The organism is Streptomyces sp. NPDC057616 (assembly GCF_042800575.1).
Taxonomy (GTDB): Bacteria; Actinomycetota; Actinomycetes; order Streptomycetales; family Streptomycetaceae; genus Streptomyces.
Genome location: NZ_JBHVGU010000005.1, coordinates 114,548 through 139,390, shown reverse-complemented (window position 1 = coordinate 139,390; position 24,843 = coordinate 114,548). Strand labels below are relative to the sequence as shown.

The following is a 24,843-nucleotide window of genomic DNA, read 5'->3' as shown; positions in this document are numbered from 1 at the left end:
GACGACCCTATCACGCATGCCTTGTGCCACCCCCCCCGCTCCTTCTGCACTCCCCCCTGCAACCCGCCACTGGTCCCGCGGCCCCTGCCCCGCGCCCAGCGCCGTATCGTCGCGGCCGGCCGTTTCGGCATCCCGGCCGTCGCCCACGAGGAGTGCCTGGCCGGCTTCACGGCCTGGGGCGCCACCGCGTATCCGGTGCCGCTCGCCTGGGGCGCCTCCTTCGACCCGGCCCTCGTCGAGGACATGGCCCGCCGTATCGGGGCCGACCTCCGCTCCGCGGGCGTCCACCAGGGCCTCGCCCCGGTCCTGGACGTCGTACGCGATCCGCGCTGGGGCCGGGTCGAGGAGACCATCGGCGAGGACCCGTACCTGGTCGGCACGATCGGCGCGGCCTACGTCCGGGGGCTGGAGTCCGCCGGGATCGTCGCCACGCTCAAGCACTTCGCCGGGTACGCCTCCTCGGCGGGCGCCCGCAACCTCGCCCCCGTCCGGGCGGGCGTCCGCGAGCTCGCCGACGTGACGCTGCCGCCCTTCGAGATGGCCCTGCGCGAGGGCGGCCCCCGCTCGGTCATGGCCGCCTACAACGACACGGACGGCATCCCGGCCTCGGCGGACCCGGGCCTGCTGACCGAACTCCTGCGGGAGCAGTGGGGGTTCACCGGCACGGTCGTCGCCGACTACTTCGGCATCGGCTTCCTGCAGACCCTGCACCGGGTGGCGGGCTCCCCCGCCGAGGCCGCGCACGCGGCGCTCGCGGCCGGCATCGATGTCGAGCTGCCGACCCTCAAGTGCTACGGCACACCGCTGCTGGAGGCGGTGCGGGCGGGCACGGTGCCCGAGTCGCTGGTCGACCGCGCGGCCCGCCGGGTCCTGATCCAGAAGTGCGAACTGGGCCTGCTGGACGAGGACTGGGACCCCGAGCCGGCCTCCGCGATCGACCTCGACTCGGCCGCGAACCGGGCGCTGGCCCGCCGGCTGGCCGAGGAGTCGGTGGTGCTCCTGGACAACCCGGACGGGGCCCTGCCCCTCTCGCCCGACACGCGTATCGCGGTGGTCGGCCCGCGGGCGGCCGACGCGCTCGCGATGCTCGGCTGCTACTCCTTCCCGTCCCATGTGCTGCCGCACCACCCCGACGTGGAGATGGGGGTGGAGATCCCGACCGTCCTGGAGGCGCTGCGCACCGAACTCCCGGACGCCAAGGTGACGTTCGCGGAGGGCTGCGACACCTCGGACCCGGACACCTCGGGCTTCGAGGAGGCGGTGGCGCGGACCGCCGAGGCGGACGTGTGCGTGGCCGTCCTGGGCGACCGCGCGGGCCTGTTCGGGCGCGGCACCTCGGGCGAGGGCTGCGACGTGACGGACCTGCGGCTCCCCGGCGTGCAGGCCGAGCTGCTGGACGCCCTGGTCGCCACCGGCGTGCCCGTGGTCCTGGTCCTGCTGACCGGCCGCCCGTACGCGCTGGGCCGCTGGCAGGGCCGGCTGGCCGCCGTGGTGCAGGCGTTCTTCCCCGGCGAGGAGGGCGGTCCCGCGGTCGCCGGCGTGCTGTCCGGGCGGGTGAACCCCTCAGGCCGCCTGCCGGTGAGCGTCCCGCAGGACCCGGGTGGCCAGCCGTGGACGTACCTCCAGCCCCCGCTGGGCCTCGCGGGCGAGGTCAGCAACCTCGACCCGACCCCGCTGTACGCCTTCGGCCACGGCCGCTCGTACACCAGCTTCGCCTGGGAGTCGGAGCCGGCCGAGGCCGAGATCGGCACGGACGGCTCGTACGACGTGTCGGTCACCGTCCGCAACACCGGCGACCGCGCGGGCGCGGAGGTGGTGCAGCTGTACCTGCACGACCCGGTGGCCTCGGTGACGCGTCCGGACGTGCGCCTGATCGGCTACCGGCGGCTGGAACTGGACCCGGGCGAGGCGGCCGAGGTCACCTTCCGCTTCCACGCCGACCTGTCCGCCTTCACGGACCGTTCCGGCGCGCGGGTGGTCGAACCCGGCGCGCTGGAACTACGGTTGGCGGCATCCAGCGCCGACGTACGGCACACGGCACGCCTGCACCTCACGGGACCGGTGAGGGTCCTCGGCACCGACCGGCGACTGCGCTGCGAGACGGAGGTGTCGGCGGTGAGGTGACCCTCGCGCCGGAGCGACGGGGGTTGCGATGATCCGGTACGTGCACCACGAACTGATGGCCGCCGTCGCTCTGCTGACCTCCGCCGTGGCCGGTGTCGCGGTGGGGATCTCCGTCGAGGGCGGTACGTCGGTGCGGGCGGGGACGGTGGCGTGGGTGACCGCCGCCGCGCTCGCGTTCCTCGCGGCCTCGGTGCGGGTGCGCTCCTCCCGGCTCAAGTGGCTCGGAGATCTCAGGGAGTTCGAGGCCGCCGACCCGCTGCCGCGCGACGGCGCGGACCGGCCCGACCACACCCTCCGCAAGGCGCTGCGCTTCTCGCTGTTCCTGCTGCCGAGCGTGGCCATCGGCCTGCTGGGGCTGCCGTCGGTGCTGCTGGTCGCCCTGGCGCTGTCCCTGGACTGGGTCGCCAAGGCGGCGGTGGCCGTCCGCTGGGAGCGCCGGACCGGCCGGCGCCTGTGGCTGGGCCACGACCCGGCCGATCCGAACCGGCTGTCCTACTCCCCCGTCACTCCGCCCCCGTCGACTCGAACCGCCACCGATGCACCGTCCGGGTGACCAGGTCACCGCCGGGTTCGGGCAGTTCGGGCAGGTCGGCGTCGTAGGGCGCGTCCCACCAGGTGATGACGAGGACGCGGTCCTGCGGGGCGCGGAAGGTCTCCCGGCGCAGCGGCGCGGCGGGCAGCTCCTGCCCGCGCGCCCAGGCCAGCAGCTCCTCGCCGCGGCCCTCGGCCGCCCGCGCCTCCCACATCAACGCGACCGTCACGAGTAGAGGTTCTCCTTGCTGACCTCGTGCACGTGGTCGTGGTGGTGGCCGGGCACGTGCGGGTCGGTCACCGGCAGCGAGGAGTCCGCCGACAGGTCCCAGCTCGACGCCACCCGGTTGCGGGCGACCATCTCCGCGCCGAGCGCCGCCACCATCGCGCCGTTGTCGGTGCACAGCTTCGGGCGCGGCACCCTGAGCCGGATCCCGGCGGCCTCGCAGCGCTCCTGCGCGAGCGCCCGCAGCCGGGAGTTGGCGGCCACGCCGCCGCCGATCATCAGGTGGTCGACGCCCTCGTCCTTGCAGGCCCGTACGGCCTTGCGGGTCAGCACGTCGACGACCGCCTCCTGGAAGGACGCCGCCACGTCACGCACCGGCACCTCCTCGCCCGCCGCCCGCTTGGCCTCGATCCAGCGGGCCACGGACGTCTTCAGACCGGAGAAGGAGAAGTCGTACGCCGCATCGCGCGGGCCGGTCAGACCGCGCGGGAACGCGATCGACGCCGGGTCGCCCTCGCGCGCGTAGCGGTCGATGACCGGGCCGCCGGGGAAGCCGAGGTCCAGCACGCGCGCGATCTTGTCGAACGCCTCGCCGGCCGCGTCGTCGATGGTCGAGCCGAGCGGCCGCACGTCCGAGGTGATGTCGGTCGACAGCAGCAGGGAGCTGTGCCCGCCGGACACCAGCAGCGCCATCGTGGGCTCGGGCAGCGCCCCGTGCTCCAGCTGGTCCACACAGATGTGTGACGCCAGGTGGTTGACGCCGTAGAGGGGCTTGCCGAGGGCGTAGGCGTACGCCTTCGCCGCCGAGACGCCGACCAGCAGGGCGCCGGCGAGCCCCGGGCCCGCGGTGACCGCGATGCCGTCCAGGTCGCGGGCGCTGACTCCGGCGTCCTTCAGCGCGCGCTCGATCGTCGGCACCATCGCCTCGAGGTGGGCGCGGGAGGCGACCTCGGGGACGACACCGCCGAAGCGGGCGTGCTCGTCGACGCTGGACGCGACGGCGTCGGCCAGCAGCGTGGTACCGCGGACGATGCCGACGCCGGTCTCGTCGCAGGAGGTCTCGATGCCGAGGACGAGCGGCTCGTCGCGTTGGTCAGCCATTGATCTCGGTTCCTTGTACGGAGGTTGCAGGGTCGGTCAGTCGCATGACCAGGGCGTCCACGTTCCCGGGCTGGTAGTAGCCGCGCCGGAACCCGATGGCCTCGAAGCCGAAGCGCTCGTACAGCTTCTGGGCCCGGATGTTGTCGATCCGGCACTCCAGCATCACTTCGGCGCACTCGAAGGCGGTGGCGGCCTTCAGCAGCTCGGTCAGCAGCAGCCCGCCGAGCCCGGTGCCCCACTGGTCGCGGGCGACGGCGATGGTCTGGATGTCGGCGAGGTCGCCGGAGGAGGCGAGGCCCGCGTACCCGACCAGCCGGCCCTCGGCGTCCTCGGCGACGAGGTAGCGGCGGGTCGCCCCGGGCCCGCGCGCATGGGCCAGTTCGGACCAGAACATGCCCCGGGACCAGGCGTCCTCGGGGAAGAGGTCCTTCTCCAGCCCGAGCACGCGGTCGATGTCCCACCAGCGCATCTCGCGCAGCCGAGCGGTCACGGGTCCGGTCACTTGGGGGTGACCACCTTGTAGTTCTTGGGGACCTGGGCGTCCGGCCGGCGCAGGTACAGCGGCCGCGGCGCGGGCAGTTCCCCGCCCCGCTCCAGCCGCTCGGCGGCCAGGCTCGCCAGCGCCGCGGCGGAGACGTGCTCCGGCTCGTGCACCCTGGGAAAGGTGTCGGGGTACAGCAGCGCGCCCGCGCCGACGGCGGGCAGCCCGGCGACCTGGTCGGCGATGTCGGCGGGCCGGTCGACGGCCGGGTCGGTCAGGCGCGTACGCGAGTCGGCGTAGCGCGCCCAGTAGACCTCCTTGCGCCGGGCGTCGGTCGCCACCACGAACGGGCCTTCGTCGATGTCGGCCGCGTACGCCAGGCCGTCCAGCGTGCACACGCCGTGCACGGGGACGCCGAGCGCCAGCCCGAAGGTGTCCGCGGTCATCAGTCCGACGCGCAGGCCGGTGTAGGGGCCGGGACCGATGCCCACGACGATGCCGGTGACGGCGTCGAGCCTGCGGCCCGCCTCGGCGAGCACCCGGTCGACGGCCGGCAGCAGCAGCTCGCCGTGCCGGCGGGCGTCCACCTGGCTGGAGGAGGCGATGACGTCCGTGCCGTCGTGCAGGGCGACGGTCACGGCAGGGGTTGCGGTATCCAGAGCGAGCAAGAGCACGCAAACAGCCTACGGCTCCCGCGCCTCCGGTATCGCCGCCCCGGTCGGGCGGGTGAGGGCTGCTACGGTCGCCGCAAGTACGACGCACGACGTGATGGGTCAGGTGGGCGACGGTGCCAAGCAGCAGCTCCGGATTGGTGTTCGGGCTCACCGCGGCCGCCCTCGCGGCGGTCGGCTTCCTCGGCTACCAGGCGCAGGCGACCGTCCCCGCCGCGCTCGCCAAACCGCAGGCGAGCAGCTCACCGGCGGCCGTCGTCTCCAAGGCGCCCCGCGGCAAGGTGAGCCCCGGCGTCCCGCCGGCCGGTTCCGGCGTGGGCGAACGCGTCGTGTACTCCACGGGCGCCGACCGGGTCTGGCTGGTGGGGGCGCGCAACGAGGTCACGCGCAGCTACCCGGTCACCCCCGGCAGCGTCGACCCGGCGCCCGGCGTCTACCGGGTCACCTCCCGCTCGAACTCGATCGTCGGCACCGACGGCGTGCCCATCGAGCACGTGGTGCGCTTCGCCGACGTCGACGGCGTGGCCGTCGGCTTCAGCGCCGCGGTCGGCAAGACCTCCGAGGAGACCGATCCCGGCGTCCGCACGGGCGGCATCCGCGAGGGCCGTGAGGACGGCACGGCGATGTGGGAGTTCGCCACGATCGGCGCGCAGGTCGCCGTGATCCCCTAGGCGGCTTCCGGACGCCGGGCCGGCGGCGCGGCCAGTTCGGGGTCCGGCAGCCGTGGTGGAGTGGAGATCGTGGTCGCCGCGGCGCACGACGCCAGCAGGTCGCGCATGGAGACGCCGGCTGCGACGGCGTGGGGCTTGTGCTGCTGCTCGCTGCTCTCGGTGGCCGGCATGGACGCCTCCTGAGGACCGGGGGCGGGCGTAGTTAGGTAGACCTAACTACGAACTGGGTACCATGTGACCACGCACAAGACAATTAATGCAACAGCTTGCCGACGTCTTGTCGGAACGTTCACGGAAATGCGCGTCCGCCGACGGCTTTCCGGCGGAACGGACGGCTCGGGCGGCGGTTCGGGCGGGCCGGACGCCTCAGGCGGACAGGACGCTGAGGTCCGTCGCCGACCAGCGCGCGCCGAGCCCGGTCACCGTCACATGCCGGACCTCGTCCGTCGTGTCCCCGACGGCCCGGTGGATGACGAGGTTCAGCCGGTCCTCGGTCAGCCCCTCGACCTTGCCCTCGCCCCACTCCACGACGATCACCGAGTCGGTCAGCGAGACGTCGAGGTCGAGGTCCTCCATCTCGTCGAGCCCGCCGGACAGGCGGTAGGCGTCGGCGTGCACGAGCGGCGGTCCGTCGCCCAGCGACGGATGCACCCGGGCGATCACGAAGGTCGGCGAGGTCATCGCGCCCCGGACGCCGAGCCCCTCGCCGAGCCCGCGCGTGAGCGTCGTCTTGCCCGCACCGAGCTCGCCGTTGAGCATCACGAGGTCGCCGGCGCGCAGCAGTTTGGCCAGGCGCCGGCCGAGGTCGCGCATCTGCTCGGGGGAGGTGACGGTCAGCTCGGTCTCAACCGGGCTGTGCGGTGCTGCTGGTGCTTCCATAGCCACCCACGGTAGCCCCTGCCGGCACTGCACCCGCACGGGTGAGGAGGTCCGCCAGCCGGTCGGTGACCACTTCCGGGTGTTCCAGCATGACCAGATGCCCGGCGTCCGGCACCAGCACCAGTTCCGCGTCCGGCAGCAGGTCGGCGATGGCCTCGCTGTGCTCGCTCGGCGTGACCAGGTCGCCGATCCCGGCCAGCACCAGCACCGGCAGGCCCGCGAAGTGCCCGAGCGCCTCGGTCTTGTCGTGGTCGGTGAAGGCCGGGTAGAACTCGGCGACCACGTCGATCGGCGTGCTCTCGATCATCCGCTCGGCGAACCGCGCGACCGCCGGGTCGACGTCCCGCGAGGCGAACGAGTACCGCTTGATGACCCCGGTGAACAGGTCGGCGGTCGCCCGGCGCCCCTTCTCCACCAGCGCGGCCTGCGTGCCGAGCGCCTTCAGCACTCCGGGCAGCACCCGGCGCACCGCGTTGACGCCGGCGACGGGCAGCCCGAAGTTGACCTCGCCGAGTCGCCCGGACGACGTACCCACGAGTGCCACGGCGACCACCCGGTCGCGGACGAGCTCCGGGTACTGGTCGGCCAGCGCCATCACCGTCATGCCGCCCATGGAGTGCCCGACGAGCACGATCGGCCCCTCCGGCACGGCGGCGTCGATCACGGCCTTCAGATCGCGGCCCAGCTGGTCGATGCTGACCGGCACGCCGTCCTGCGCCTGCTGCACGCCCCGCTCGGAGCGGCCGTGGCTGCGCTGGTCCCAGTGCACGGTCCGTACGACGCCCCGCAGGGCCGCGCGCTGGAAGTGCCAGGAGTCCTGGTTGAGGCAGTAGCCGTGGCTGAAGACGACGGTGACGGGCGCGGGCGCCTTGCGCCCGAACAGCCGCCGGCGGCGCGGGCCGAGCGCGGGCACGGCGGCGGGGTCGACGTCGTCGACCTCGTAGTACAGCTCGGTGCCGTCGTCGGCCGTGGCCTTGCCGGGGGTGCCGCGCAGCGAGCCGTACGGTCCCGTCGAGTCGAGGGCCAGCCGGGCCTTCCTGCGCATGCCGCGGCCGACGGTGAGCCGCTCGATGGCGACACCGGCCGCGGCGCCCGCCGCGACCACGCCTATCGCCGCGCCGGCGATGCCGGTGGCCCTGCGCCAGTTGCCGGCCGCCCCCGTGGCGGAGGCGAGGGCCGTGACGGCCTCGGCACTGCTCTCGCTCACGTACCGCTCCTTCTCGCCTGACTGCTGTTGCCGGTTGGGTCGGATGGTGCAGATGGTGTTCGTGCGATCTCACTGCCGGTCGGTGCTGCCGGTCGGCCGGCGGGTGGTGCGGGACCTGCGGGTGCTGCGTCTGTCCGGACCGCGGGGGTCCCTGTGCGGGTTACCCGCTTTGTTCCTCGTTCACATAGACGCGGGGAACGCGCTTTCCGATCCGCGTCACGATTTCGTAGGCGATGGTGCCCGCCGCCTGGGCCCAGTCCTCGGCGGTGGGCTCGCCGCGGTCGCCGGGCCCGAACAGGACGGCTTCGGTGCCGGCCGCGGGCTCGTCCCCGCCGAGGTCGACGACGAACTGGTCCATGGCGACCCGCCCCGCGACGGTCCGCCACTTCCCCCCGACCAGCACCGGTCCCGAGCCGGAGGCGTGCCGCGGGATGCCGTCGGCGTATCCGACCGGCACGAGTCCGAGGGTGGTCTCACCGGGGGTGATGTAGTGATGCCCGTAACTGACGCCGTGACCCCCCGGAACGTGCTTCACCAGCGCGAGTGAGGCCGACAGTGTCATGACCGGCCGCAGCCCGAAGTCCGCCGAGGTGCCGACCTCGGGGCTCGGCGAGATGCCGTAGAGCGCGATCCCGGTGCGTACGAGGTCGAAGTGGGTCTCGGGAAGGGTGAGCGTGGCGGGCGAGTTGGCGATGTGCCGGACCTCGGGGCGCACCCCCTCGCCCTCGGCGTACGCCAGCATCTCGCGGAAGGTGGTGAGCTGGCGGGCGATGGAGGGATGGCCGGGTTCGTCGGCGCAGGCGAAGTGGGACCAGAGCCCGGTGACGCGGATCAGCCCCCCGGCCTCGGCCCGCAGGGCGGCCGCGACCAGCTCGGTCCAGTCCTCGCCCGGCTGGCAGCCGCCACGCCCCAGGCCGGTGTCGGCCTTGAGCTGCACGCGCGCGGGCACGCCGGCGCGGCGGGCGGCGTCCGTGACCTCCGCGAGGGCCCACATACCGCTCACCGACACGTCGAGGTCGGCCTCCACGGCCTCCTGCCAGGGTCCGCCCGGCGTCCACAGCCAGCACATGATGCGTCCGGACAGCCCGGCGGCCCGCAGCGCGAGGGCCTCCTCGGGCGTGGCGGTGCCCAGCCAGGTGGCCCCCGCCTCGACGGCCGCCCGCGCGCACGGCACGGCCCCGTGGCCGTACCCGTCGGACTTGACCACGGCCATGAGGGCGGCGCCGGGCGCCAGCGCGCGCAGGGCCCGCACGTTGGCGCGCAGCGCGCCCAGGTCGATCTCGGCGCGGGCGCGCAGGGGCGCGGTCGGGGCAGCGGCTGTCTCAGTCATGGCAGCCCCAGTGTCGCAGAGGGGTCGGACACCCTTGCGGTACCGGTCCCGTGAAACTGCCGTGAGCTGGGGCGACGCACCGTGTGAACCCGGTGCCCGCCCGTCCCGTCAGTCCCGTACGTCCCGCCAGGCCGCGGGGATCGCCGCCGCCACGTCGTGGGCGCCCGCCGGTGCGCCGTCGGCCGCGTAACGCCCCGCCAGGCCGTGCAGATACGCCGCCGCGCTTCCCGCGTCCCGCGCCGACAGCCCGGACGCCAGGAGCGATCCGGCCAGGCCCGACAGCACGTCCCCGCTGCCGGCCGTGGCCAGCCAGGGCGTGCCCGTGGCATTCACCCGTACGGCGCCGCCCCGCGCGTCGGCGACGAGGGTGGTCGAGCCCTTGAGGAGCACGGTCGCCCCGTACCGCGAGGCGAGTTCGCGCGCCCAGGTCAGGCGTGCCGCCTCGACGGTCTCCCGGGAGACGCCCAGCAGGGCGGCGGCCTCCCCGGCGTGAGGGGTCATCAGGGTGGGTGCTGTGCGCGCGCGTACGGCGTCGGCGTCGGCGAGCCGCAGGCCGTCCGCGTCGATGAGCACCGGCACGTCGGACGAGAGCACCTCGCCCACGGCGGACGCGTCGTCCCCGGCACCGGGCCCCACGACCCACGCCTGCACCCGCCCGGCGTGCTTCGGCCCCTGGTCCGACACGAGGGTCTCGGGGAACCGGGAGATCACCGCGTCCCCGGCGGGCCCGACGTACCGCACGGCGCCCGCCCCGCCCCGCAGGGCCCCGGACACGGCGAGCACGGCGGCACCGGGGTACCGGGCGGACCCGGCGGCGATGCCCACGACCCCGCGCCGGTACTTGTCGCTCTCCGCGGCGGGCAGCGGCAGCAGCCGGGCCACGTCGGCGTGCTGCAGCGCCTCCAGCTCGGGCTCCTCGGGCAGTTCGGGCCCGAGCCCGATGTCGACGAGCCGCACCGAACCGGCGTACTCCCGCGCGGGGTCGATCAGCAGCCCCGGCTTGTGCGTGCCGAACGTGACGGTGAGGTCGGCCCGTACGGCGCCGCCGCTCACCTCCCCGGTGTCGGCGTCGACTCCGCTCGGCAGGTCCACGGCGACCACGGCGGCACGGGACTCGGCGGCGCAGGCCGCCAACTGGGCGGCCCCGGGCCGCAGTCCGCCCTTGCCGCCGATCCCCACGATCCCGTCGACGACGAGATCGGCCCGCAGGATCGCCTCCTCCACGGCGCCGACACCCGCCGCGGCGGCGGCACCGGCGGAGCGGCCCGCGTCCCCGTCCGGGCCCTCTCCCGCGCCGACCACCCGCCCGCCGGCCCGCAGCAGCGCCGCGAGCCCCGCGGCGTGGGCCCGTTCGGGCGCGAGCAGCACGGCGGCGACCCCCGCTCCGCGCCGGGCGAGCCGGGCGCCGGCGTACAGGGCGTCGCCGCCGTTGTCGCCGCTGCCGACGAGCAGCACGACCCTGCTGCCGTACACCCGCCCGAGCAACTCGGCGCAGGCGGCGGCGAGCCCGGCGGCGGCGCGCTGCATCAGCGCCCCCTCGGGAAGCCGCGCCATCAGCGCACGTTCGGCCGTCCTTACCGTCTCCACGCTGTACGCAGTACGCATGCGGTCGAGTCTCCCCCGATCCCCGCCCCGGCCGCACCCCCGCCCGTCCCGCCGCCCGGGCCGATTGTCAGTGGCGGCTGCCATGATCGACGCATGGGAGTCTTGTACGGGTACTACGCCGCCGCCGACGACGAGCACGCCGCCCGCGCGGTGGTGCGCGAGGACGGGGAACCTCTCGGGACGGGGTTCGACGAGCTCGTGGTGAAGGGCATCGACCCGGTGGTCGACCTGCTGCCGGCCGAGACGCTGATAACGGGCCGGCCGGCGGACGAGGTGAAGGCCGACCCGCGGCACGGCTCGCTGATCGCCATGGTCGGAGAGGGCGAAGCCGTCAGCGTGTCGCTGACCGACGCGTTCCGTGACGCGCTCGCCGCCTTCGACAGGAGGCTGCTGGAGGACGTGGCCGTGGGATGGGTCGCCTCCGGCGACTTCGCCACCCCGCCCGACCCGTCCGACCTGGCCGGTTTCCTGCGCGGCCTCGCGGACCTCGCGGACCGTGCGACCGCCCGCGGCCACCGCCTGTACTGCTGGATCTGCCCGTAGCAGCAGCGGCCGCGGGCTCACCCCTCGGCGACCACCACGGCCGAGGCGACCCCGGCGTCGTGGCTGAGCGACACGTGCCAGGTCTTCACGCCGAGTTCGGCCGCCCGGGCCGCCACCGTGCCCTTCACCCGCAGCCGCGGCCGCCCGCTGTCCTCGACGAACACCTCGGCGTCCGTCCAGAGCAGTCCGGCCGGCGCCCCGAGGGCCTTGGCCAGCGCCTCCTTCGCGGCGAAGCGGGCGGCGAGCGAGGCGACACCCCGGCGCTCGCCGCTGGGCAGCAGCAACTCGTCCTCGACGAACAGCCGTTGCGCCATCCCGGGCGTCCGCTTCAGCGACGCCTCGAACCGCTCGATCTCCGCCACGTCGATCCCGACGCCGATGATGCTCATGGCGAGCACCTTACGAGCTGATCACCACGGGGCAACCTCACTCCACCGTGACCGACTTGGCCAGATTCCGCGGCTGGTCCACCTCGTTGCCCCGGGCCGTCGCCAGTTCGCAGGCGAAGACCTGGAGGGGCACCGTCGCCACGAGCGGCTGGAGCAGGGTCGGGGTGAGCGGGGTCCGGATCAGGTGGTCGGCGTAGGGCACGACCGCCTCGTCGCCCTCCTCCGCGATGACGATGGTGCGCGCTCCGCGGGCCCGGATCTCCTGGATGTTGGAGACGATCTTGTCGTGGAGCACGGACCGCCCCCGGGGCGAGGGCACCACGACCACGACCGGCATGTCCTCCTCGATCAGCGCGATCGGCCCGTGCTTCAACTCCCCCGCCGCGAAGCCCTCGGCGTGCATGTACGCCAGCTCCTTCAGCTTCAGCGCACCCTCCAGGGCGACGGGGTAGCCGACGTGCCGCCCGAGGAAGAGCACCGTGTTCTTCGCCGCCAGGGACCGCGCCAGCTCCCGGACCGGCTCCATGGTCTCCAGCACCCGTTCGACCGCACCCGAGATCTGCGACAGGTCACGGATGACGGCGCCGATCTCGTCGCCCCACTTGGTGCCGCGCACCTGCCCGAGGTACAGCGCGACCAGGTAGCAGGCGACCAGCTGGGTGAGGAACGCCTTGGTCGAGGCGACGGCTACCTCCGGCCCGGCGTGCGTGTAGAGGACGGCGTCCGACTCGCGCGGGATCGTCGAGCCGTTCGTGTTGCAGATCGCCAGCACGTGGGAACCCTGCTCACGCGCGTGCCGCACCGCCATCAGCGTGTCCATGGTCTCGCCGGACTGCGAGATGGCGATCACCAGCGACCGGGGGCCCAGGATCGGGTCCCGGTAGCGGAACTCGCTCGCCAGCTCCACCTCGCACGGAATCCGCGTCCAGTGCTCGATGGCGTACTTGGCGATCATCCCGGCGTGGAAGGCCGTACCGCACGCGACCACGACGACCTTGTCGACCTCCCGCAGCACCCCGGCGGGGATGCGCACCTCGTCCAGCCGCAGCGAGCCGCCCTCGTCGATGCGCCCCAGCAGGGTGTCGGCGACCGCCTTGGGCTGCTCGGCGATCTCCTTGAGCATGAAGTAGTCGTAGCCGCCCTTCTCGGCGGCCGAGGCGTCCCAGTCGACGTGGTACGGCCGGGCGTCCGCGGGCCGGCCGTCGAAGCCGGTCACCGTCACCCTGTCCCGCCGCAGCTCGACGACCTGGTCCTGCCCCAGTTCGAGGGCCGAGCGCGTGTGGGCGATGAACGCCGCGACGTCCGAGGCGAGGAACGCCTCGCCCTCCCCGATCCCCACCACGAGCGGCGAGTTCCGCCGCGCGCCCACCACCACGTCCGGCTCGTCCGCGTGCACGGCGACCAGCGTGAACGCCCCGTCCAGCCGCCGGCACACCAGCCGCATCGCCTCCGCGAGGTCGGCCGTCGCGGAGAACTCCTCCGCGAGCAGATGCGCCACGACCTCGGTGTCGGTCTCGGAGGCCAGGTCGTGCCCGCGCTCGGCCAGCTCGGCCCGCAGCGCCGCGAAGTTCTCGATGATCCCGTTGTGCACGACGGCGACGCGCCCCGCGTTGTCGAGATGGGGATGCGCGTTCGCGTCCGTGGGCCCGCCGTGCGTGGCCCAGCGCGTGTGCCCGATCCCCGTGCCCCCGGTCGGCAGCGGCCGCTCCTGCAGCTCCTTCTCCAGGTTGACGAGCTTTCCGGCCCGCTTCGCGGCCGCCAGCCCGCCGTCCGCGAGCACCGAGACGCCCGCCGAGTCGTATCCCCGGTACTCCAGCCGCTTCAGCCCGGCCATGACGACCTCGAGCGCAGCCTGCGGCCCCACGTATCCCACGATTCCGCACATGCGCCGCAGCCTACGGTCCGCCGGCCGCCGAAAAGAGGCGCTGCGTGCCCGAAATCGGAAATTCCCACCGTCGTACGACAGCGTCCGGCCAACGTGACACAGCCCACCCGCCGAGCCGTTCAAACTCCGTTAACAATGGAATGTGATCTCTCCGGTCTCCCCGATGCCCCGGAGCGCCCACCGGTCCAGGCCGGAGGCGACTCCCTACGTCGACCTCACCCGAGCCGAGTGGAGCGCGCTGCGCGAGAAGACGCCGCTGCCGCTCACCGCCGAGGAGGTCGAGAAGCTGCGCGGCCTCGGCGACGTGATCGACCTCGACGAGGTGCGGGACATCTACCTCCCGCTGTCCCGGCTGCTCAACCTGTACGTCGGCGCCACGGACGGCCTGCGGGGCGCCCTGAACACCTTCCTCGGCGAGCAGGGCTCCCAGTCCGGCACCCCCTTCGTCATAGGGGTCGCCGGTTCGGTGGCCGTGGGCAAGTCCACCGTCGCCCGCCTCCTGCGCGCCCTGCTCTCCCGCTGGCCCGAGCACCCGCGCGTGGAGCTGGTGACCACGGACGGCTTCCTGCTGCCCACCAAGGAGCTCCAGGCCCGCGGCCTGATGTCGCGCAAGGGCTTCCCCGAGTCCTACGACCGCCGCGCCCTCACCCGCTTCGTCGCCGACATCAAGGCCGGCAAGGACGAGGTGACGGCCCCCGTCTACTCACACCTGATCTACGACATCGTCCCGGACCGCAAGCTCTCGGTCCGCCGCCCCGACATCCTCATCGTCGAGGGCCTGAACGTCCTGCAGCCCGCGCTCCCCGGCAAGGACGGCCGCACCCGCGTCGGCCTCGCCGACTACTTCGACTTCAGCGTCTACGTCGACGCCCGCACCGAGGACATCGAGCGCTGGTACCTCAACCGCTTCCGCAAGCTGCGCGAGACGGCCTTCCAGAACCCGTCCTCGTACTTCCGCAAGTACACGCAGGTCTCCGAGGACGAGGCACTCGACTACGCCCGCACGATGTGGCGCACCATCAACAAGCCCAACCTGGTGGAGAACATCGCGCCCACCCGCGGCCGGGCCACCCTGGTCCTGCGCAAGGGCCCGGACCACAAGGTGCAGCGGCTCAGCCTGCGCAAACTGTGACCGCTAGCCTGCCCCCATGCTGCATCTGCGCCTGATCACGCCGTCCGGCACGACCGACGACGTGGTCCGCCTGCTCGAGCGGACCGTCGGCACCGCGCATCTGGTCGTGCTGCCCGGTGCCGCCCGCGACCCCGCGGGCGACCTCGTGCTGTGCGACGTCGCGCGCGAGGCCGGCGACGAACTCATCGGCGAGCTGCGGGCGTTGGGCCTGCGCGAAGAGGGCTCGATCGCCGTCGACAACATCGATCTGAGCCTGTCCCTGCGGGCCGACAGGGCCGAGAAGGACGCCCCCGGCGAGGGCGCGGACGCGGTGCTGTGGGAGGGGCTGACGGAAGCGACGCACGAGGAGTCGACCCTGTCGGTCACCTACGTCGCCTTCATCACGCTGGCCACGATGATCGCGGCCTGCGGTGTCGTGCTCGACAACGCGATCCTGATCGTCGGCGCGATGGCCGTGGGCCCGGAGTTCGGCCCGCTGGTGGGCATCAGCACGTCCGTGGTGCAGCGTCATCCGCGGCTCGCGCTGCGCTCCTTGATCGCGCTGCTGGTGGGCTTCGCCGTGGCGATGCTGGTGACGGTCGGCTTCACCCTGTTCATGGACGGCGTCGGGCTCTTCCACGAGTCCGATCTCGAAGGCACGCGCCCCAACACGGCGTTCGTGTACGCGCCCGACGCCTTCTCGTTCATCGTGGCCGTCCTGGCCGGCATCGCGGGCACGCTCTCGCTGACCTCCGCCAAGTCGGGCGCTCTGGTGGGGGTCGCCATCTCGGTGACGACCGTTCCGGCCGCCGCCAACGCCGCCGTGGCCCTCGCCTACGGCGACACCTCCCAGACGATCGGCTCGACGAACCAGCTCCTGCTGAACCTGCTGGGCATCGTCCTCGCGGGAGTCGGCACGCTCCTCGCCCAGAAGTTCTTCTGGAAACGCCAGCGCCAGGCGTCCTAGGGACGCGGAGAACTGCGCTACAGGCCACGAACCCGCCGCCCGCGAGGCGCAGTTCACCCCACCCCGAACCCGGCCCGCCGAACTAGCCGAGCGCGGACTTCACCACGTCGGCGAGCCGTCCCGCGACCGACCGCGCCTGATCGATGTCCGCCGCCTCGACCATGACCCGCACCAGCGGCTCGGTGCCCGAAGGCCGCAGCAACACCCGCCCGGTGGAGCCGAGTTCACGCTCCGCCTCGGTCACCGCCGTGGCCAGCTCGGCGGAGGTCTTCACCCGCGACCTGTCCACGTCCGGCACATTGATCAGCACCTGCGGCAGCCGCTCCATGACCCCCGCCAGATCCCGCAGCGTACGGCCGGTCTCGGCGACCCGCGCCGCCAGCAGCAGCCCGGTCAGCGTGCCGTCACCGGTGGTCGCGTGGTCGAGGATGATCACGTGCCCGGACTGCTCGCCGCCGAGCGCGTACCCGTGCTCCTTCATCTCCTCCAGCACGTACCGGTCGCCGACCGCCGTCTGGATCAGGTGGAGCCCCTCGCGCTCCAGCGCGAGCTTGAAACCCAGGTTGGACATGACCGTCGCGACCACCGTGTCCGAGCGCAGCGCGGAACGCTCCCGCATGGCCAGCGCCAGGACGGCCAGGATCTGGTCGCCGTCGATCTCCGCGCCGGTGTGGTCCACGGCCAGGCACCGGTCCGCGTCACCGTCGTGCGCGATGCCGAGGTGGGCGCCGTGCTCGACGACGGCGGCCTTCAGCTTGTCCAGATGGGTCGAGCCGCAGCCGTCGTTGATGTTGAGCCCGTCCGGCTCGGCACCGATCGTGATCACCTCGGCGCCGGCCCGCGAGAACGCCTCCGGCGAGACCCGCGCGGCCGCGCCGTGCGCCTCGTCGAGGACGATCTTCAGCCCGTCGAGACGGTTCGGCAGCACGCCGATGAGGTGGGCGACGTACTGGTCGAAGCCCTCGTCGTACGAGCGCACCCGCCCCACGCCCGAACCCGTGGGCCGCTGCCAGGGCTCGCCGTGACGGTGCGACTCGTACACCGACTCGATCCGGTCCTCGAGCTCGTCGGCGAGCTTGTGGCCGCCGCGGGCGAAGAACTTGATGCCGTTGTCGGGCATGGCGTTGTGGCTCGCGGAGAGCATCACGCCGAGGTCCGCGCCGAGCGCACCGGTGAGGTACGCCACAGCGGGCGTCGGCAGCACGCCCACCCGCAGGACGTCCACGCCGGCACTGGCCAGGCCCGCGACCACGGCGGCCTCCAGGAACTCCCCGGACGCGCGCGGATCCCGTCCGACGACCGCCGTCGGCCGGTGGCCCTCGAAGGTGCCCGCCTCGGCGAGTACGTGCGCCGCGGCCACGGAGAGGCCGAGCGCCATCTCCGCCGTCAGGTCCGCATTGGCGACGCCGCGCACGCCGTCCGTGCCGAAGAGTCGTCCCACTGTGGTGTCCTCCGAATTGCTGAAGAGAGTGCGGCTCACTCCCAAGTACATCCCCTGAGACTGTCCGGGGACGGTAGGGGTTGTGTAAACGAACCGCCCCGGCGGCACAATCCGTGCGGCCGGGGCGATTGTTGCGAAGACAGCGGACGCGATTAGCGCTTGCTGTACTGCGGGGCCTTGCGGGCCTTCTTGAGACCGGCCTTCTTGCGCTCGACCGCACGGTCGTCGCGCTTGAGGAAGCCGGCCTTCTTGAGCGGGCCGCGGTTGTTGTCGACGTCGGCCTCGTTCAGCGCACGGGCGACACCGAGACGGAGCGCACCGGCCTGACCCGAGACGCCGCCACCCGCGATGCGGGCGATGACGTCGTAACGGCCCTCGAGCTCGAGCACCTTGAAGGGCTCGTTGACTTCCTGCTGGTGCACCTTGTTGGGGAAGTAGTCCTCAAGGGTGCGACCGTTGATCTTCCACTTGCCGGTGCCCGGGACGATCCGGACGCGGGCGATGGCGTTCTTGCGACGGCCCAGGCCGGCGGCCGGCTGCGGGTCGCCGAAGCGGGACGCCATGGACTCCGACGTGTACTCGCCCTCGACGGGCACGTCGGACTCGGTGGTGTAGCTCTCGATGTCGACGATCTCTTCGCCCTCGACGGGCGTCTCGACGGTGGTCTCGGCCACGATGCTCCTCAGATTCTCTTCAGTCTTAGGGGGTGGCCGGACTTACTGCGCGACCTGGGTGATCTCGAACGGCACCGGCTGCTGGGCAGCGTGCGGGTGCTGGTCGCCCGAGTAGACCTTCAGCTTGGTGAGCATCTGACGGCCCAGGGAGTTCTTGGGGAGCATGCCCTTGACGGCCTTCTCGATGGCCTTCTCGGGGTTCTTGTCGAGCAGCTCGTCGTAACGGACGGAGCGCAGACCACCCGGGTAGCCGGAGTGGCGGTACGCCATCTTCTGGGTCCGCTTGTTGCCGGACAGGTGCACCTTGTCGGCGTTGATGATGATGACGAAGTCACCGGTGTCGACGTGAGGGGCGTAGATCGGCTTGTGCTTGCCCCGCAGGAGGGACGCGGCGGTGGTGGCGAGACGACCCAGGACAACGTCCTGAGCGTCGATGACATGCCACTGGCGCGTCACATCGCCGGGCTTGGGGCTGTACGTACGCACGGTTCGTAGCCTTCGCTTCGAGTGAATGGTCCTGAACAGGTCACCGAAACGATCACGACAGCCTGGACCGCACGGCGGCGACGCATACCGCGTAGTGGGGTCGCTGGTCATCGGCCCGGTGGACCGGTGTAAGGGCCCGTCCCGTGAGAATGAGCAAGCCAATACACAACGAAGAAGCAGGATACCGGTGTGCACCCGGAAGGGTCAAAACGAGCCCGGCCGAACCGGTCGGCACGCCCGTCCGGCCGCAATGTACGCCAGTGCCGGAAAGGTCCCCGGGCAGCCCGCCGGAGGCACACCGGCACCTCTCGCCCCCCGTCTAAGATGCGCCCCATGAGCTATGGGCAGCAGGGGGGACCCCCGTCCCAGTGGGACCCCTGGAAACCAAACTCCCAGCAGCCGTGGAACAGCGGCGGGGACAGCCAGACTCCGGACTGGGCGGCGCTCGCGCAGGCGTCGGAGACGCGCAACAAGAGGCGCCGGCTGCTGTTCATCGGCGGCGGCGTGGTCGCCACCGTGGCGATAGGCACCGCCGTCGCCATGGCCGTGGTGTCGGCGAACGGCAGCGACAAGGCGTCCGGCAACCCGAGCAACGTGCCGGCCAGCGGCTCCATCCCGAGCAGCAGCGCGACGGCCCCGTCGTTCGCGCCGACCAGCGCGCCGCCCCCGCTGGATCCGAAGGAGTTCATCTCCAGCAAGGCCAAGGACACGGCGCCGCTCAGCGCGGAGACCCTCTTCCCGGGCACGCAGCTGACCATGGGCTCGACCGTGTACAAGAAGGGCGCGACGGCCGACACCAAGAACTGCGCCTCGGCCGCCGGGGGAAGCCTCCCGAAGGTCCTGACGGCCGACAAGTGCACGCGCCTGCTGCGGGTGACCTACACCAAGGGCGGCGTCGCGGTGACCGTCGGCGTGGCCGTCTTCGACAGCGAGGCGCAGGCCACCAAGGCCAAGGGCCAGGCCGACAACAAGAGCCTCGTGCAGGCGCTCGCCGGCAAGGGCGTCAAGCCCTTCTGCAACTCCGCGACCTGCCGCACGACGACCAACTCCTACGGCCGCTACGCCTACTTCACCACCACCGGCTTCACCAGCGGCAAGGACGTCACCAAGACGGACACCCAGGCGTTCAAGGCCGGCGACGACCTGGCCGAGTTCACCTTCCGCCAGATCCGCAGGCGTGGCGAGGCCCAGGCCTCGGCCGCGGCGGCCGGCTAGCGGATCAGCAGCACCCGGCACCCGGCAGCGACCGCTTGTTGCGCGCCTCCTTGCTGCGCGCGGCGAGCAGCGCGTCCGCCGGGTAGCCGACCTCCTCCAGCGTCAGCCCGTGCGGCCGTACGACATGGACGGCCGAATCCCGTACGCCGGCGGCGAGCACCTTGCCCGGCCAGTCCGGCGTGCGGTGCCCGTCCCCCACGAACAGCAGCGCGCCGATCAGCGAGCGCACCATGTTGTGGCAGAAGGCGTCGGCCCGCACGGTCGCGGTGATGATCCCGTCGTCCCCGCGCACCAGGCTCAGCCGCTGCAGGGTGCGGATGGTGGTCGCGCCCTCCCGCTTCTTGCAGTAGGCGGCGAAGTCGTGCTCCCCCAGCAGCCGTTCGGCGGCCTCGTTCATGGCGTCGACGTCGAGCGGCCAGTCGTGCCACAGGACGTGGCCGCGCAGCAGCGGATCGACCCCGCCGGGGTTGTCGGTGACCCGGTAGGCGTACCGCCGCCAGACCGCCGAGAACCGGGCGTTGAAACCGCTGGGCGCCTCCCGCAGGGCCCACACCCGTACGTCCCGGGACAGCCGTCCGGCGAGCCGCTTCAGCAGCTTCTCGTGATGCTCACGCCACACCGCCTCCGGCAGGTCCACGTGCGCGACCTGTCCCCGCGCGTGCACCCCGGCGTCGGTCCGGCCGGCGACCGTCAGCTCGTAGGTGTCCCGCGACCGGGTCACCGTCCGCAGGGCGTCCTCGATCTCCCCCTGCACGGTCCGGCGCCCGCCGGCCTGCTTGGCCCATCCCGAGAACTCGCTCCCGTCGTAGGCGAGATCGAGACGGACACGGACGTAACCGGGCTGCACTTCGTCACTCACCCGTAGATCCTCTCAGCGCTGCGTCCTGGTCGGAACGTGGAACGGGCCCGCCCCGGAGGGCGGACCCGTTCACTGCACGGCAGAACGCTCAGGCGTCCTTGGACTCCTCGGCGGCGTCCTCGACGACCTCGTCGGACGTGGCCTCGACGGCCTCGTCCTTCTTCAGGGCGTCTTCCTTGACCGCACGCTTGGTGGCGGCCTCGGCCTCGCCGGTGGCCTGCTGCGCGACCGTCAGCGCCTCGACCAGCTCGATGACAGCCATGGGCGCGTTGTCGCCACGGCGGTTACCGATCTTGGTGATGCGGGTGTAGCCACCCGGACGGTTCTCGTAGCGCGGGCCGATCTCGGTGAAGAGCGTGTGGACGACGCTCTTGTCCGTGATGACCTGCAGCACCTGGCGGCGGTTGTGAAGGTCGCCCTTCTTCGCCTTGGTGACCAGACGCTCGGCGTACGGGCGCAGGCGGCGGGCCTTCGCCTCGGTGGTGGTGATACGACCGTGCTCGAAGAGCGCCTTCGCGAGGTTCGCGAGGAGCAGCTTCTCGTGCGCGGCGCTGCCGCCCAGACGGGCACCCTTGGTGGGCTTCGGCATTTCTTTCTCCTGTGTGTCTGCCCCGGCCGTACCAGGTACCGGGGTCAGTATCCGAGCGGGCGGTTGCCCGTCGGAGATCCGGGGCCCACCGACGCGGACCCCGGAAGCGGAAAACTCAGTACTGCTCGGTCTCGACGAAACCGGCGTCCGCGTCGTCGTCGGCGCCGAAGGCGTCGGCGGCGGCGGTCGGGTCGAATCCGGGCGGGCTGTCCTTGAGGGCCAGGCCCATGCCGGCCAGCTTCGCCTTGACCTCGTCGATCGACTTCGCACCGAAGTTACGGATGTCGAGCAGGTCGGCCTCGGAGCGGGCGACGAGCTCACCCACGGAGTGGATGCCCTCACGCTTGAGGCAGTTGTACGACCGAACGGTGAGCTCGAGCTCCTCGATCGGCAGCGCCAGGTCGGCGGCCAGGGCGGCGTCCGTGGGGGACGGACCCATGTCGATGCCCTCGGCGTCGATGTTCAGCTCGCGCGCGAGACCGAACAGCTCGACCAGGGTCTTACCGGCCGACGCCATGGCGTCACGGGGACGCATGGCCTGCTTGGTCTCGACGTCGACGATCAGCTTGTCGAAGTCGGTGCGCTGCTCGACACGGGTCGCCTCGACCTTGTACGTGACCTTCAGCACGGGGCTGTAGATGGAGTCGACCGGGATCCGGCCGATCTCCTGGCCCACCTGCTTGTTCTGCACGGCGGAGACGTAACCGCGGCCGCGCTCGACCGTCAGCTCCATCTCCAGCTTGCCCTTGCCGTTGAGCGTGGCCAGGACCAGATCGGGGTTGTGCACCTCGACACCGGCCGGGGGCGCGATGTCGGCGGCGGTGACCAGACCCGGACCCTGCTTGCGCAGGTACATCACGACCGGCTCGTCGTGCTCCGAGGAGACGACCAGCTGCTTGATGTTCAGGATCAGGTCGGTGACGTCCTCCTTGACGCCCGGCACGGTGGTGAACTCGTGCAGGACACCGTCGATACGGATGGACGTGACCGCCGCACCCGGAATCGAGGAGAGGAGCGTGCGGCGGAGCGAGTTGCCGAGGGTGTAGCCGAAGCCCGGCTCCAGCGGCTCGATCACGAACCGGGAGCGGAACTCGTCGACGACCTCTTCGGTCAACGAGGGACGCTGAGCGATCAGCATGAAGTGAGTCCTTCAGTTCAGGGGCACCCACTATTTGATGCCCTGAGGTACTACAAGGGTACGGGCGGTACGACCCTTACAGAGCCGTACCGCCCGAGACCGAACCTGCGCGAAGCAGCCGTGCGTCAGACGCGGCGGCGCTTCGGCGGGCGGCAGCCGTTGTGCGGGGTCGGGGTGACGTCCTGGATGGAGCCGACCTCGAGGCCCGTGGCCTGCAGGGAGCGGATGGCGGTCTCACGACCGGAACCCGGGCCCTTGACGAACACGTCGACCTTGCGCATGCCGTGCTCCTGGGCGCGGCGGGCGGCCGACTCGGCGGCCATCTGCGCGGCGAACGGCGTGGACTTCCGGGAGCCCTTGAAGCCGACGTGGCCGGCGGAGGCCCAGGAGATCACGTTGCCGGACGGGTCCGTGATGGAGACGATCGTGTTGTTGAACGTGCTCTTGATGTGCGCGTGGCCGTGAGCGACGTTCTTCTTTTCCTTGCGGCGCACCTTCTTGGCAGCGCCCTGACGACCCTTGGGGGGCATCTACAAACTCCTACGGGGAGGTGGTCGGTCCTACAGCGAAGACCGCTGATGAAGCGTTGTCCGCCGAGGACTACTTCTTGCCCGGCTTCTTCTTGCCGGCGATGGCGCGACGCGGGCCCTTGCGGGTGCGGGCGTTCGTGCTGGTGCGCTGACCGCGGACGGGCAGACCGCGACGGTGACGGAGACCCTGGTAGCAGCCGATCTCGACCTTGCGGCGGATGTCGGCCTGGATCTCGCGACGGAGGTCACCCTCGGTCTTGATGTTGTTGTCCACGTACTCGCGGATCGCGACGAGCTGCTCTTCGCTCAGGTCACGAACACGGGTGTTCGGGTCGATGCCCGTCTCCGCCAGCGTCTGCTGCGAAAGGGTCCGGCCGATGCCGAACACGTAGGTGAGGGCGACCTCCACGCGCTTTTCGCGCGGGATGTCAACACCGGAAACGCGTGCCACTTCAATGGCTCCTGGTGATCTTCGGAGGTCTTCCGCAGAACCGGTTCCCGGCCGCCGTACGAGGTACGAACCGGGTCCCCGGCCTCCGAACCGGGGGTGTCAGGCACCTTCGGCGCCCGGGTCCTGCGTATGAACATATTCAGCTCGCGTCGCGCGAATCTCTGCGATGTCGATGCAGAGGGATAGGTCGTGCGTCAGCCCTGGCGCTGCTTGTGGCGCGGGTTGTCGCAGATGACCATGACCCGACCGTGACGGCGGATCACCCTGCACTTGTCGCAGATCTTCTTGACGCTCGGCTTGACCTTCATGGGATTGAGGTTCTCCGGGTCAGTGCCACCACCCCGCGGGAGCGGGATGCGGGCAAGATCTACTTGTAGCGGTAGACGATCCGGCCACGCGTCAGGTCGTACGGAGACAACTCCACCACGACCCGGTCGTCAGGGAGGATGCGGATGTAGTGCATACGCATCTTGCCGCTGATGTGTGCCAGGACCTGGTGGCCGTTCTGGAGCTCGACCTTGAACATGGCGTTCGGAAGAGACTCGACGACAGTGCCCTCGATCTCGATGGCACCTTGCTTCTTGGCCACGCTTCGCCCTTCGAATCGACTACCTTGATCGACTCTCGATGCTTTCCCTTACGGGCGCATGCGGACATGCGGGTGCACGAGAGCCGACGAGTCAGTCTACGTCAGCGCACCCGGAAAGACGAATCGAGCAAGTCTGCCCCAGCGCGGAGATCTTTAAGCCCTCGCCCCGTGCGGCGGCTGCGGGCAGTAGCACACGGCGAAAACCCCGCCACGGGCCGTAGGCGCCACGTCGGCGGACCCGGAGCGCCAGTGCTCGCGGCTCAGGCCAGCGGGTCCGGAGCGGCGGTGATTCCGTGTTCCGCCAGCTTGGCCTTGCCGCCGTCCGGGGACGTGAGGACCAAGGGGCCCTCCTCCGTCAGCGCGACCGAGTGCTCCCAGTGGGAGGACCAGGTGCCGTCCGTGGTGATGACCGTCCAGTCGTCCGAGAGGACCTCGGTCTTCGGGGTGCCGAGGGAGACCATCGGCTCGATCGCCAGGCAGAAGCCGGGGACCAGCTTGGGGCCCTTGCCGCGGCGGCGGTCGACGTAGTTCAGCAGGTGCGGGTCCATGTGCATCTCGGTGCCGATGCCGTGGCCGCCGTAGTCCTCGATGATCCCGTACTTGCCGCCGCCCGGCTTCGGCTGGCGGCGGATGTAGGTCTCGATGGCCCGGGAGACGTCGACGAGCCGGTTGCCCTGCTTCATCGCCGCGATGCCCGCCCACATCGACTCCTCGGTGACCCGGGAGAGCTCGATCAGTTCGGGGGCGTGGCCGGAGCCGACGAAGGCGGTGTACGCCGCGTCGCCGTGCCAGCCGTCGATGATCGCGCCGCAGTCGATCGAGATGACGTCGCCGTCCTTCAGGACGACGTCGTCGGACGGGATGCCGTGGACGACGACCTCGTTGACGGAGGTGCAGATCGTCGCGGGGAAACCGCCGTAACCGAGGAAGTTGGGCTTGGCGTTGTGCTCGGCGAGGACCTTGCGCGCGACCTGGTCCAGGTCCTTCGTGGAGGCGCCGGGCACCGCCGCCTCACGGGTCGCCGCGTGAATGGCGGCGACGACCAGCCCCGCCTCACGCATCTTGGCGATCTGCTCGGGGCTCTTGATCTGCACCATGGGGTCCTGCGCTCTCCGTCACTTCGGCTACCGGTTACCAACACAACACTACG

28 protein-coding genes and 1 pseudogene are annotated in these 24,843 nt (G+C 71.7%); 7 read left to right on the top strand and 22 right to left on the bottom strand.

Going from position 1 to position 24,843, the window contains the following annotated elements:
• Positions 1–73: 73 nt before the first annotated feature.
• A pseudogene (locus ACFU97_RS07770) lies at positions 74–2,124 on the top strand (glycoside hydrolase family 3 N-terminal domain-containing protein); the annotation flags it as partial.
• Between the two features lie 40 nt (positions 2,125–2,164).
• Entirely contained in the window at positions 2,165–2,677 is a 513-nt protein-coding gene (locus ACFU97_RS07765) for a hypothetical protein (RefSeq protein WP_384252281.1), read from the top strand.
• Here the strand turns inward: ACFU97_RS07765 and ACFU97_RS07760 are convergent.
• The 4 genes from ACFU97_RS07760 to tsaB are packed head-to-tail and all read right to left on the bottom strand — an operon-like array spanning position 2,628 to position 5,137.
• Complete coding sequence (locus ACFU97_RS07760; RefSeq protein WP_384252278.1) at positions 2,628–2,885, bottom strand: hypothetical protein; 258 nt, start codon at positions 2,883–2,885, stop codon at positions 2,628–2,630. The two genes, ACFU97_RS07765 and ACFU97_RS07760, sit on opposite strands and share 50 nt — an antisense overlap.
• Positions 2,882–3,982 carry a tRNA (adenosine(37)-N6)-threonylcarbamoyltransferase complex transferase subunit TsaD gene (gene tsaD, locus ACFU97_RS07755; RefSeq protein WP_384252276.1) on the bottom strand — a complete coding sequence of 367 codons (1,101 nt, stop codon included), beginning with the start codon at positions 3,980–3,982 and terminating at the stop codon, positions 2,882–2,884. Before tsaD ends, ACFU97_RS07760 begins: the two co-directional genes overlap by 4 nt.
• A complete protein-coding gene (gene rimI, locus ACFU97_RS07750) occupies positions 3,975–4,484 on the bottom strand; it encodes a ribosomal protein S18-alanine N-acetyltransferase (RefSeq protein WP_384252273.1) in 510 nt (169 codons plus the stop codon). The genes tsaD and rimI overlap by 8 nt, the downstream gene beginning before the upstream one ends.
• Positions 4,481–5,137 carry a tRNA (adenosine(37)-N6)-threonylcarbamoyltransferase complex dimerization subunit type 1 TsaB gene (tsaB, locus tag ACFU97_RS07745; protein WP_384252271.1) on the bottom strand — a complete coding sequence of 219 codons (657 nt, stop codon included), beginning with the start codon at positions 5,135–5,137 and terminating at the stop codon, positions 4,481–4,483. Before tsaB ends, rimI begins: the two co-directional genes overlap by 4 nt.
• Before the next feature lie 113 nt (positions 5,138–5,250).
• Here tsaB and ACFU97_RS07740 point away from each other — a divergent pair, with 113 nt between their 5' ends.
• Positions 5,251–5,805: a hypothetical protein gene (locus ACFU97_RS07740; protein ID WP_384252269.1), complete on the top strand. Its 555-nt coding sequence runs from the start codon at positions 5,251–5,253 to the stop codon at positions 5,803–5,805.
• Here ACFU97_RS07740 and ACFU97_RS07735 read toward each other — a convergent pair.
• From ACFU97_RS07735 to ACFU97_RS07715, 5 genes are all read right to left on the bottom strand, one after another.
• Entirely contained in the window at positions 5,802–5,975 is a 174-nt protein-coding gene (locus ACFU97_RS07735; RefSeq protein WP_384252267.1) for a hypothetical protein, read from the bottom strand. The genes ACFU97_RS07740 and ACFU97_RS07735 overlap by 4 nt on opposite strands.
• Positions 5,976–6,171: 196 nt before the next feature.
• Positions 6,172–6,684, bottom strand: a complete 513-nt coding sequence (tsaE, locus tag ACFU97_RS07730) for a tRNA (adenosine(37)-N6)-threonylcarbamoyltransferase complex ATPase subunit type 1 TsaE (RefSeq protein ID WP_384252264.1) — start codon at positions 6,682–6,684, stop codon at positions 6,172–6,174.
• Entirely contained in the window at positions 6,650–7,891 is a 1,242-nt protein-coding gene (locus tag ACFU97_RS07725; RefSeq protein ID WP_384252262.1) for an alpha/beta fold hydrolase, read from the bottom strand. The genes tsaE and ACFU97_RS07725 overlap by 35 nt, the downstream gene beginning before the upstream one ends.
• Before the next feature lie 160 nt (positions 7,892–8,051).
• Entirely contained in the window at positions 8,052–9,221 is a 1,170-nt protein-coding gene (gene alr / locus ACFU97_RS07720) for an alanine racemase (protein ID WP_384252260.1), read from the bottom strand.
• 108 nt (positions 9,222–9,329) lie between these two features.
• On the bottom strand, positions 9,330–10,826 hold the full coding sequence (locus ACFU97_RS07715; protein ID WP_384252257.1) for an NAD(P)H-hydrate dehydratase: 1,497 nt from the start codon (positions 10,824–10,826) through the stop codon (positions 9,330–9,332).
• A 93-nt stretch (positions 10,827–10,919) separates the two neighbouring features.
• Here ACFU97_RS07715 and ACFU97_RS07710 point away from each other — a divergent pair, with 93 nt between their 5' ends.
• Positions 10,920–11,369: a hypothetical protein gene (locus ACFU97_RS07710; RefSeq protein WP_384252255.1), complete on the top strand. Its 450-nt coding sequence runs from the start codon at positions 10,920–10,922 to the stop codon at positions 11,367–11,369.
• Between the two features lie 17 nt (positions 11,370–11,386).
• On the opposite strand, the gene ACFU97_RS07705 is transcribed toward ACFU97_RS07710, so the two are convergent.
• Both ACFU97_RS07705 and glmS read right to left on the bottom strand, forming a co-directional pair.
• On the bottom strand, positions 11,387–11,758 hold the full coding sequence (locus ACFU97_RS07705) for a holo-ACP synthase (RefSeq protein WP_384252253.1): 372 nt from the start codon (positions 11,756–11,758) through the stop codon (positions 11,387–11,389).
• Positions 11,759–11,795: 37 nt separating this feature from the next.
• Complete coding sequence (glmS, locus tag ACFU97_RS07700) at positions 11,796–13,643, bottom strand: glutamine--fructose-6-phosphate transaminase (isomerizing) (RefSeq protein WP_384252251.1); 1,848 nt, start codon at positions 13,641–13,643, stop codon at positions 11,796–11,798.
• Between the two features lie 163 nt (positions 13,644–13,806).
• Between glmS and coaA the strand changes: the two genes are divergently transcribed.
• Both coaA and ACFU97_RS07690 read left to right on the top strand, forming a co-directional pair.
• Positions 13,807–14,775, top strand: coding sequence for a type I pantothenate kinase (gene coaA, locus ACFU97_RS07695; protein ID WP_384252249.1), 969 nt, complete (start codon positions 13,807–13,809; stop codon positions 14,773–14,775).
• 16 nt (positions 14,776–14,791) lie between these two features.
• Positions 14,792–15,721, top strand: a complete 930-nt coding sequence (locus tag ACFU97_RS07690) for a DUF389 domain-containing protein (RefSeq protein WP_384252247.1) — start codon at positions 14,792–14,794, stop codon at positions 15,719–15,721.
• An 82-nt stretch (positions 15,722–15,803) separates the two neighbouring features.
• On the opposite strand, the gene glmM is transcribed toward ACFU97_RS07690, so the two are convergent.
• From glmM to rplM, 3 genes are all read right to left on the bottom strand, one after another.
• Positions 15,804–17,162, bottom strand: a complete 1,359-nt coding sequence (glmM, locus tag ACFU97_RS07685; protein ID WP_384252245.1) for a phosphoglucosamine mutase — start codon at positions 17,160–17,162, stop codon at positions 15,804–15,806.
• A gap of 152 nt (positions 17,163–17,314) precedes the next feature.
• On the bottom strand, positions 17,315–17,836 hold the full coding sequence (rpsI, locus tag ACFU97_RS07680) for a 30S ribosomal protein S9 (RefSeq protein WP_384252243.1): 522 nt from the start codon (positions 17,834–17,836) through the stop codon (positions 17,315–17,317).
• A 42-nt stretch (positions 17,837–17,878) separates the two neighbouring features.
• Positions 17,879–18,322, bottom strand: a complete 444-nt coding sequence (rplM, locus tag ACFU97_RS07675; RefSeq protein ID WP_016434642.1) for a 50S ribosomal protein L13 — start codon at positions 18,320–18,322, stop codon at positions 17,879–17,881.
• Positions 18,323–18,655: 333 nt separating this feature from the next.
• On the opposite strand from rplM, the gene ACFU97_RS07670 reads away from it, so the two are divergent.
• A complete protein-coding gene (locus ACFU97_RS07670) occupies positions 18,656–19,537 on the top strand; it encodes a hypothetical protein (RefSeq protein ID WP_384252240.1) in 882 nt (293 codons plus the stop codon).
• A 4-nt stretch (positions 19,538–19,541) separates the two neighbouring features.
• Here the strand turns inward: ACFU97_RS07670 and truA are convergent, their stop codons facing one another.
• The 8 genes from truA to map form a co-directional block, all read right to left on the bottom strand.
• Entirely contained in the window at positions 19,542–20,396 is an 855-nt protein-coding gene (truA, locus tag ACFU97_RS07665) for a tRNA pseudouridine(38-40) synthase TruA (protein WP_384252238.1), read from the bottom strand.
• A gap of 88 nt (positions 20,397–20,484) precedes the next feature.
• On the bottom strand, positions 20,485–20,985 hold the full coding sequence (gene rplQ / locus ACFU97_RS07660; protein WP_384252235.1) for a 50S ribosomal protein L17: 501 nt from the start codon (positions 20,983–20,985) through the stop codon (positions 20,485–20,487).
• Positions 20,986–21,100: 115 nt separating this feature from the next.
• Entirely contained in the window at positions 21,101–22,123 is a 1,023-nt protein-coding gene (locus ACFU97_RS07655) for a DNA-directed RNA polymerase subunit alpha (RefSeq protein WP_003966937.1), read from the bottom strand.
• A 125-nt stretch (positions 22,124–22,248) separates the two neighbouring features.
• A complete protein-coding gene (rpsK, locus tag ACFU97_RS07650) occupies positions 22,249–22,653 on the bottom strand; it encodes a 30S ribosomal protein S11 (RefSeq protein ID WP_003956432.1) in 405 nt (134 codons plus the stop codon).
• Between the two features lie 70 nt (positions 22,654–22,723).
• Positions 22,724–23,104 (bottom strand): 30S ribosomal protein S13, encoded by a 381-nt coding sequence (rpsM, locus tag ACFU97_RS07645; RefSeq protein WP_020135802.1) that lies wholly within the window; start codon positions 23,102–23,104, stop codon positions 22,724–22,726.
• 194 nt (positions 23,105–23,298) lie between these two features.
• Positions 23,299–23,412: a 50S ribosomal protein L36 gene (gene rpmJ / locus ACFU97_RS07640; protein WP_003974245.1), complete on the bottom strand. Its 114-nt coding sequence runs from the start codon at positions 23,410–23,412 to the stop codon at positions 23,299–23,301.
• 59 nt (positions 23,413–23,471) lie between these two features.
• Positions 23,472–23,693, bottom strand: coding sequence for a translation initiation factor IF-1 (gene infA / locus ACFU97_RS07635; protein WP_003948620.1), 222 nt, complete (start codon positions 23,691–23,693; stop codon positions 23,472–23,474).
• A gap of 260 nt (positions 23,694–23,953) precedes the next feature.
• Positions 23,954–24,790: a type I methionyl aminopeptidase gene (gene map / locus ACFU97_RS07630; RefSeq protein ID WP_384252232.1), complete on the bottom strand. Its 837-nt coding sequence runs from the start codon at positions 24,788–24,790 to the stop codon at positions 23,954–23,956.
• Positions 24,791–24,843 lie beyond the last annotated feature (53 nt).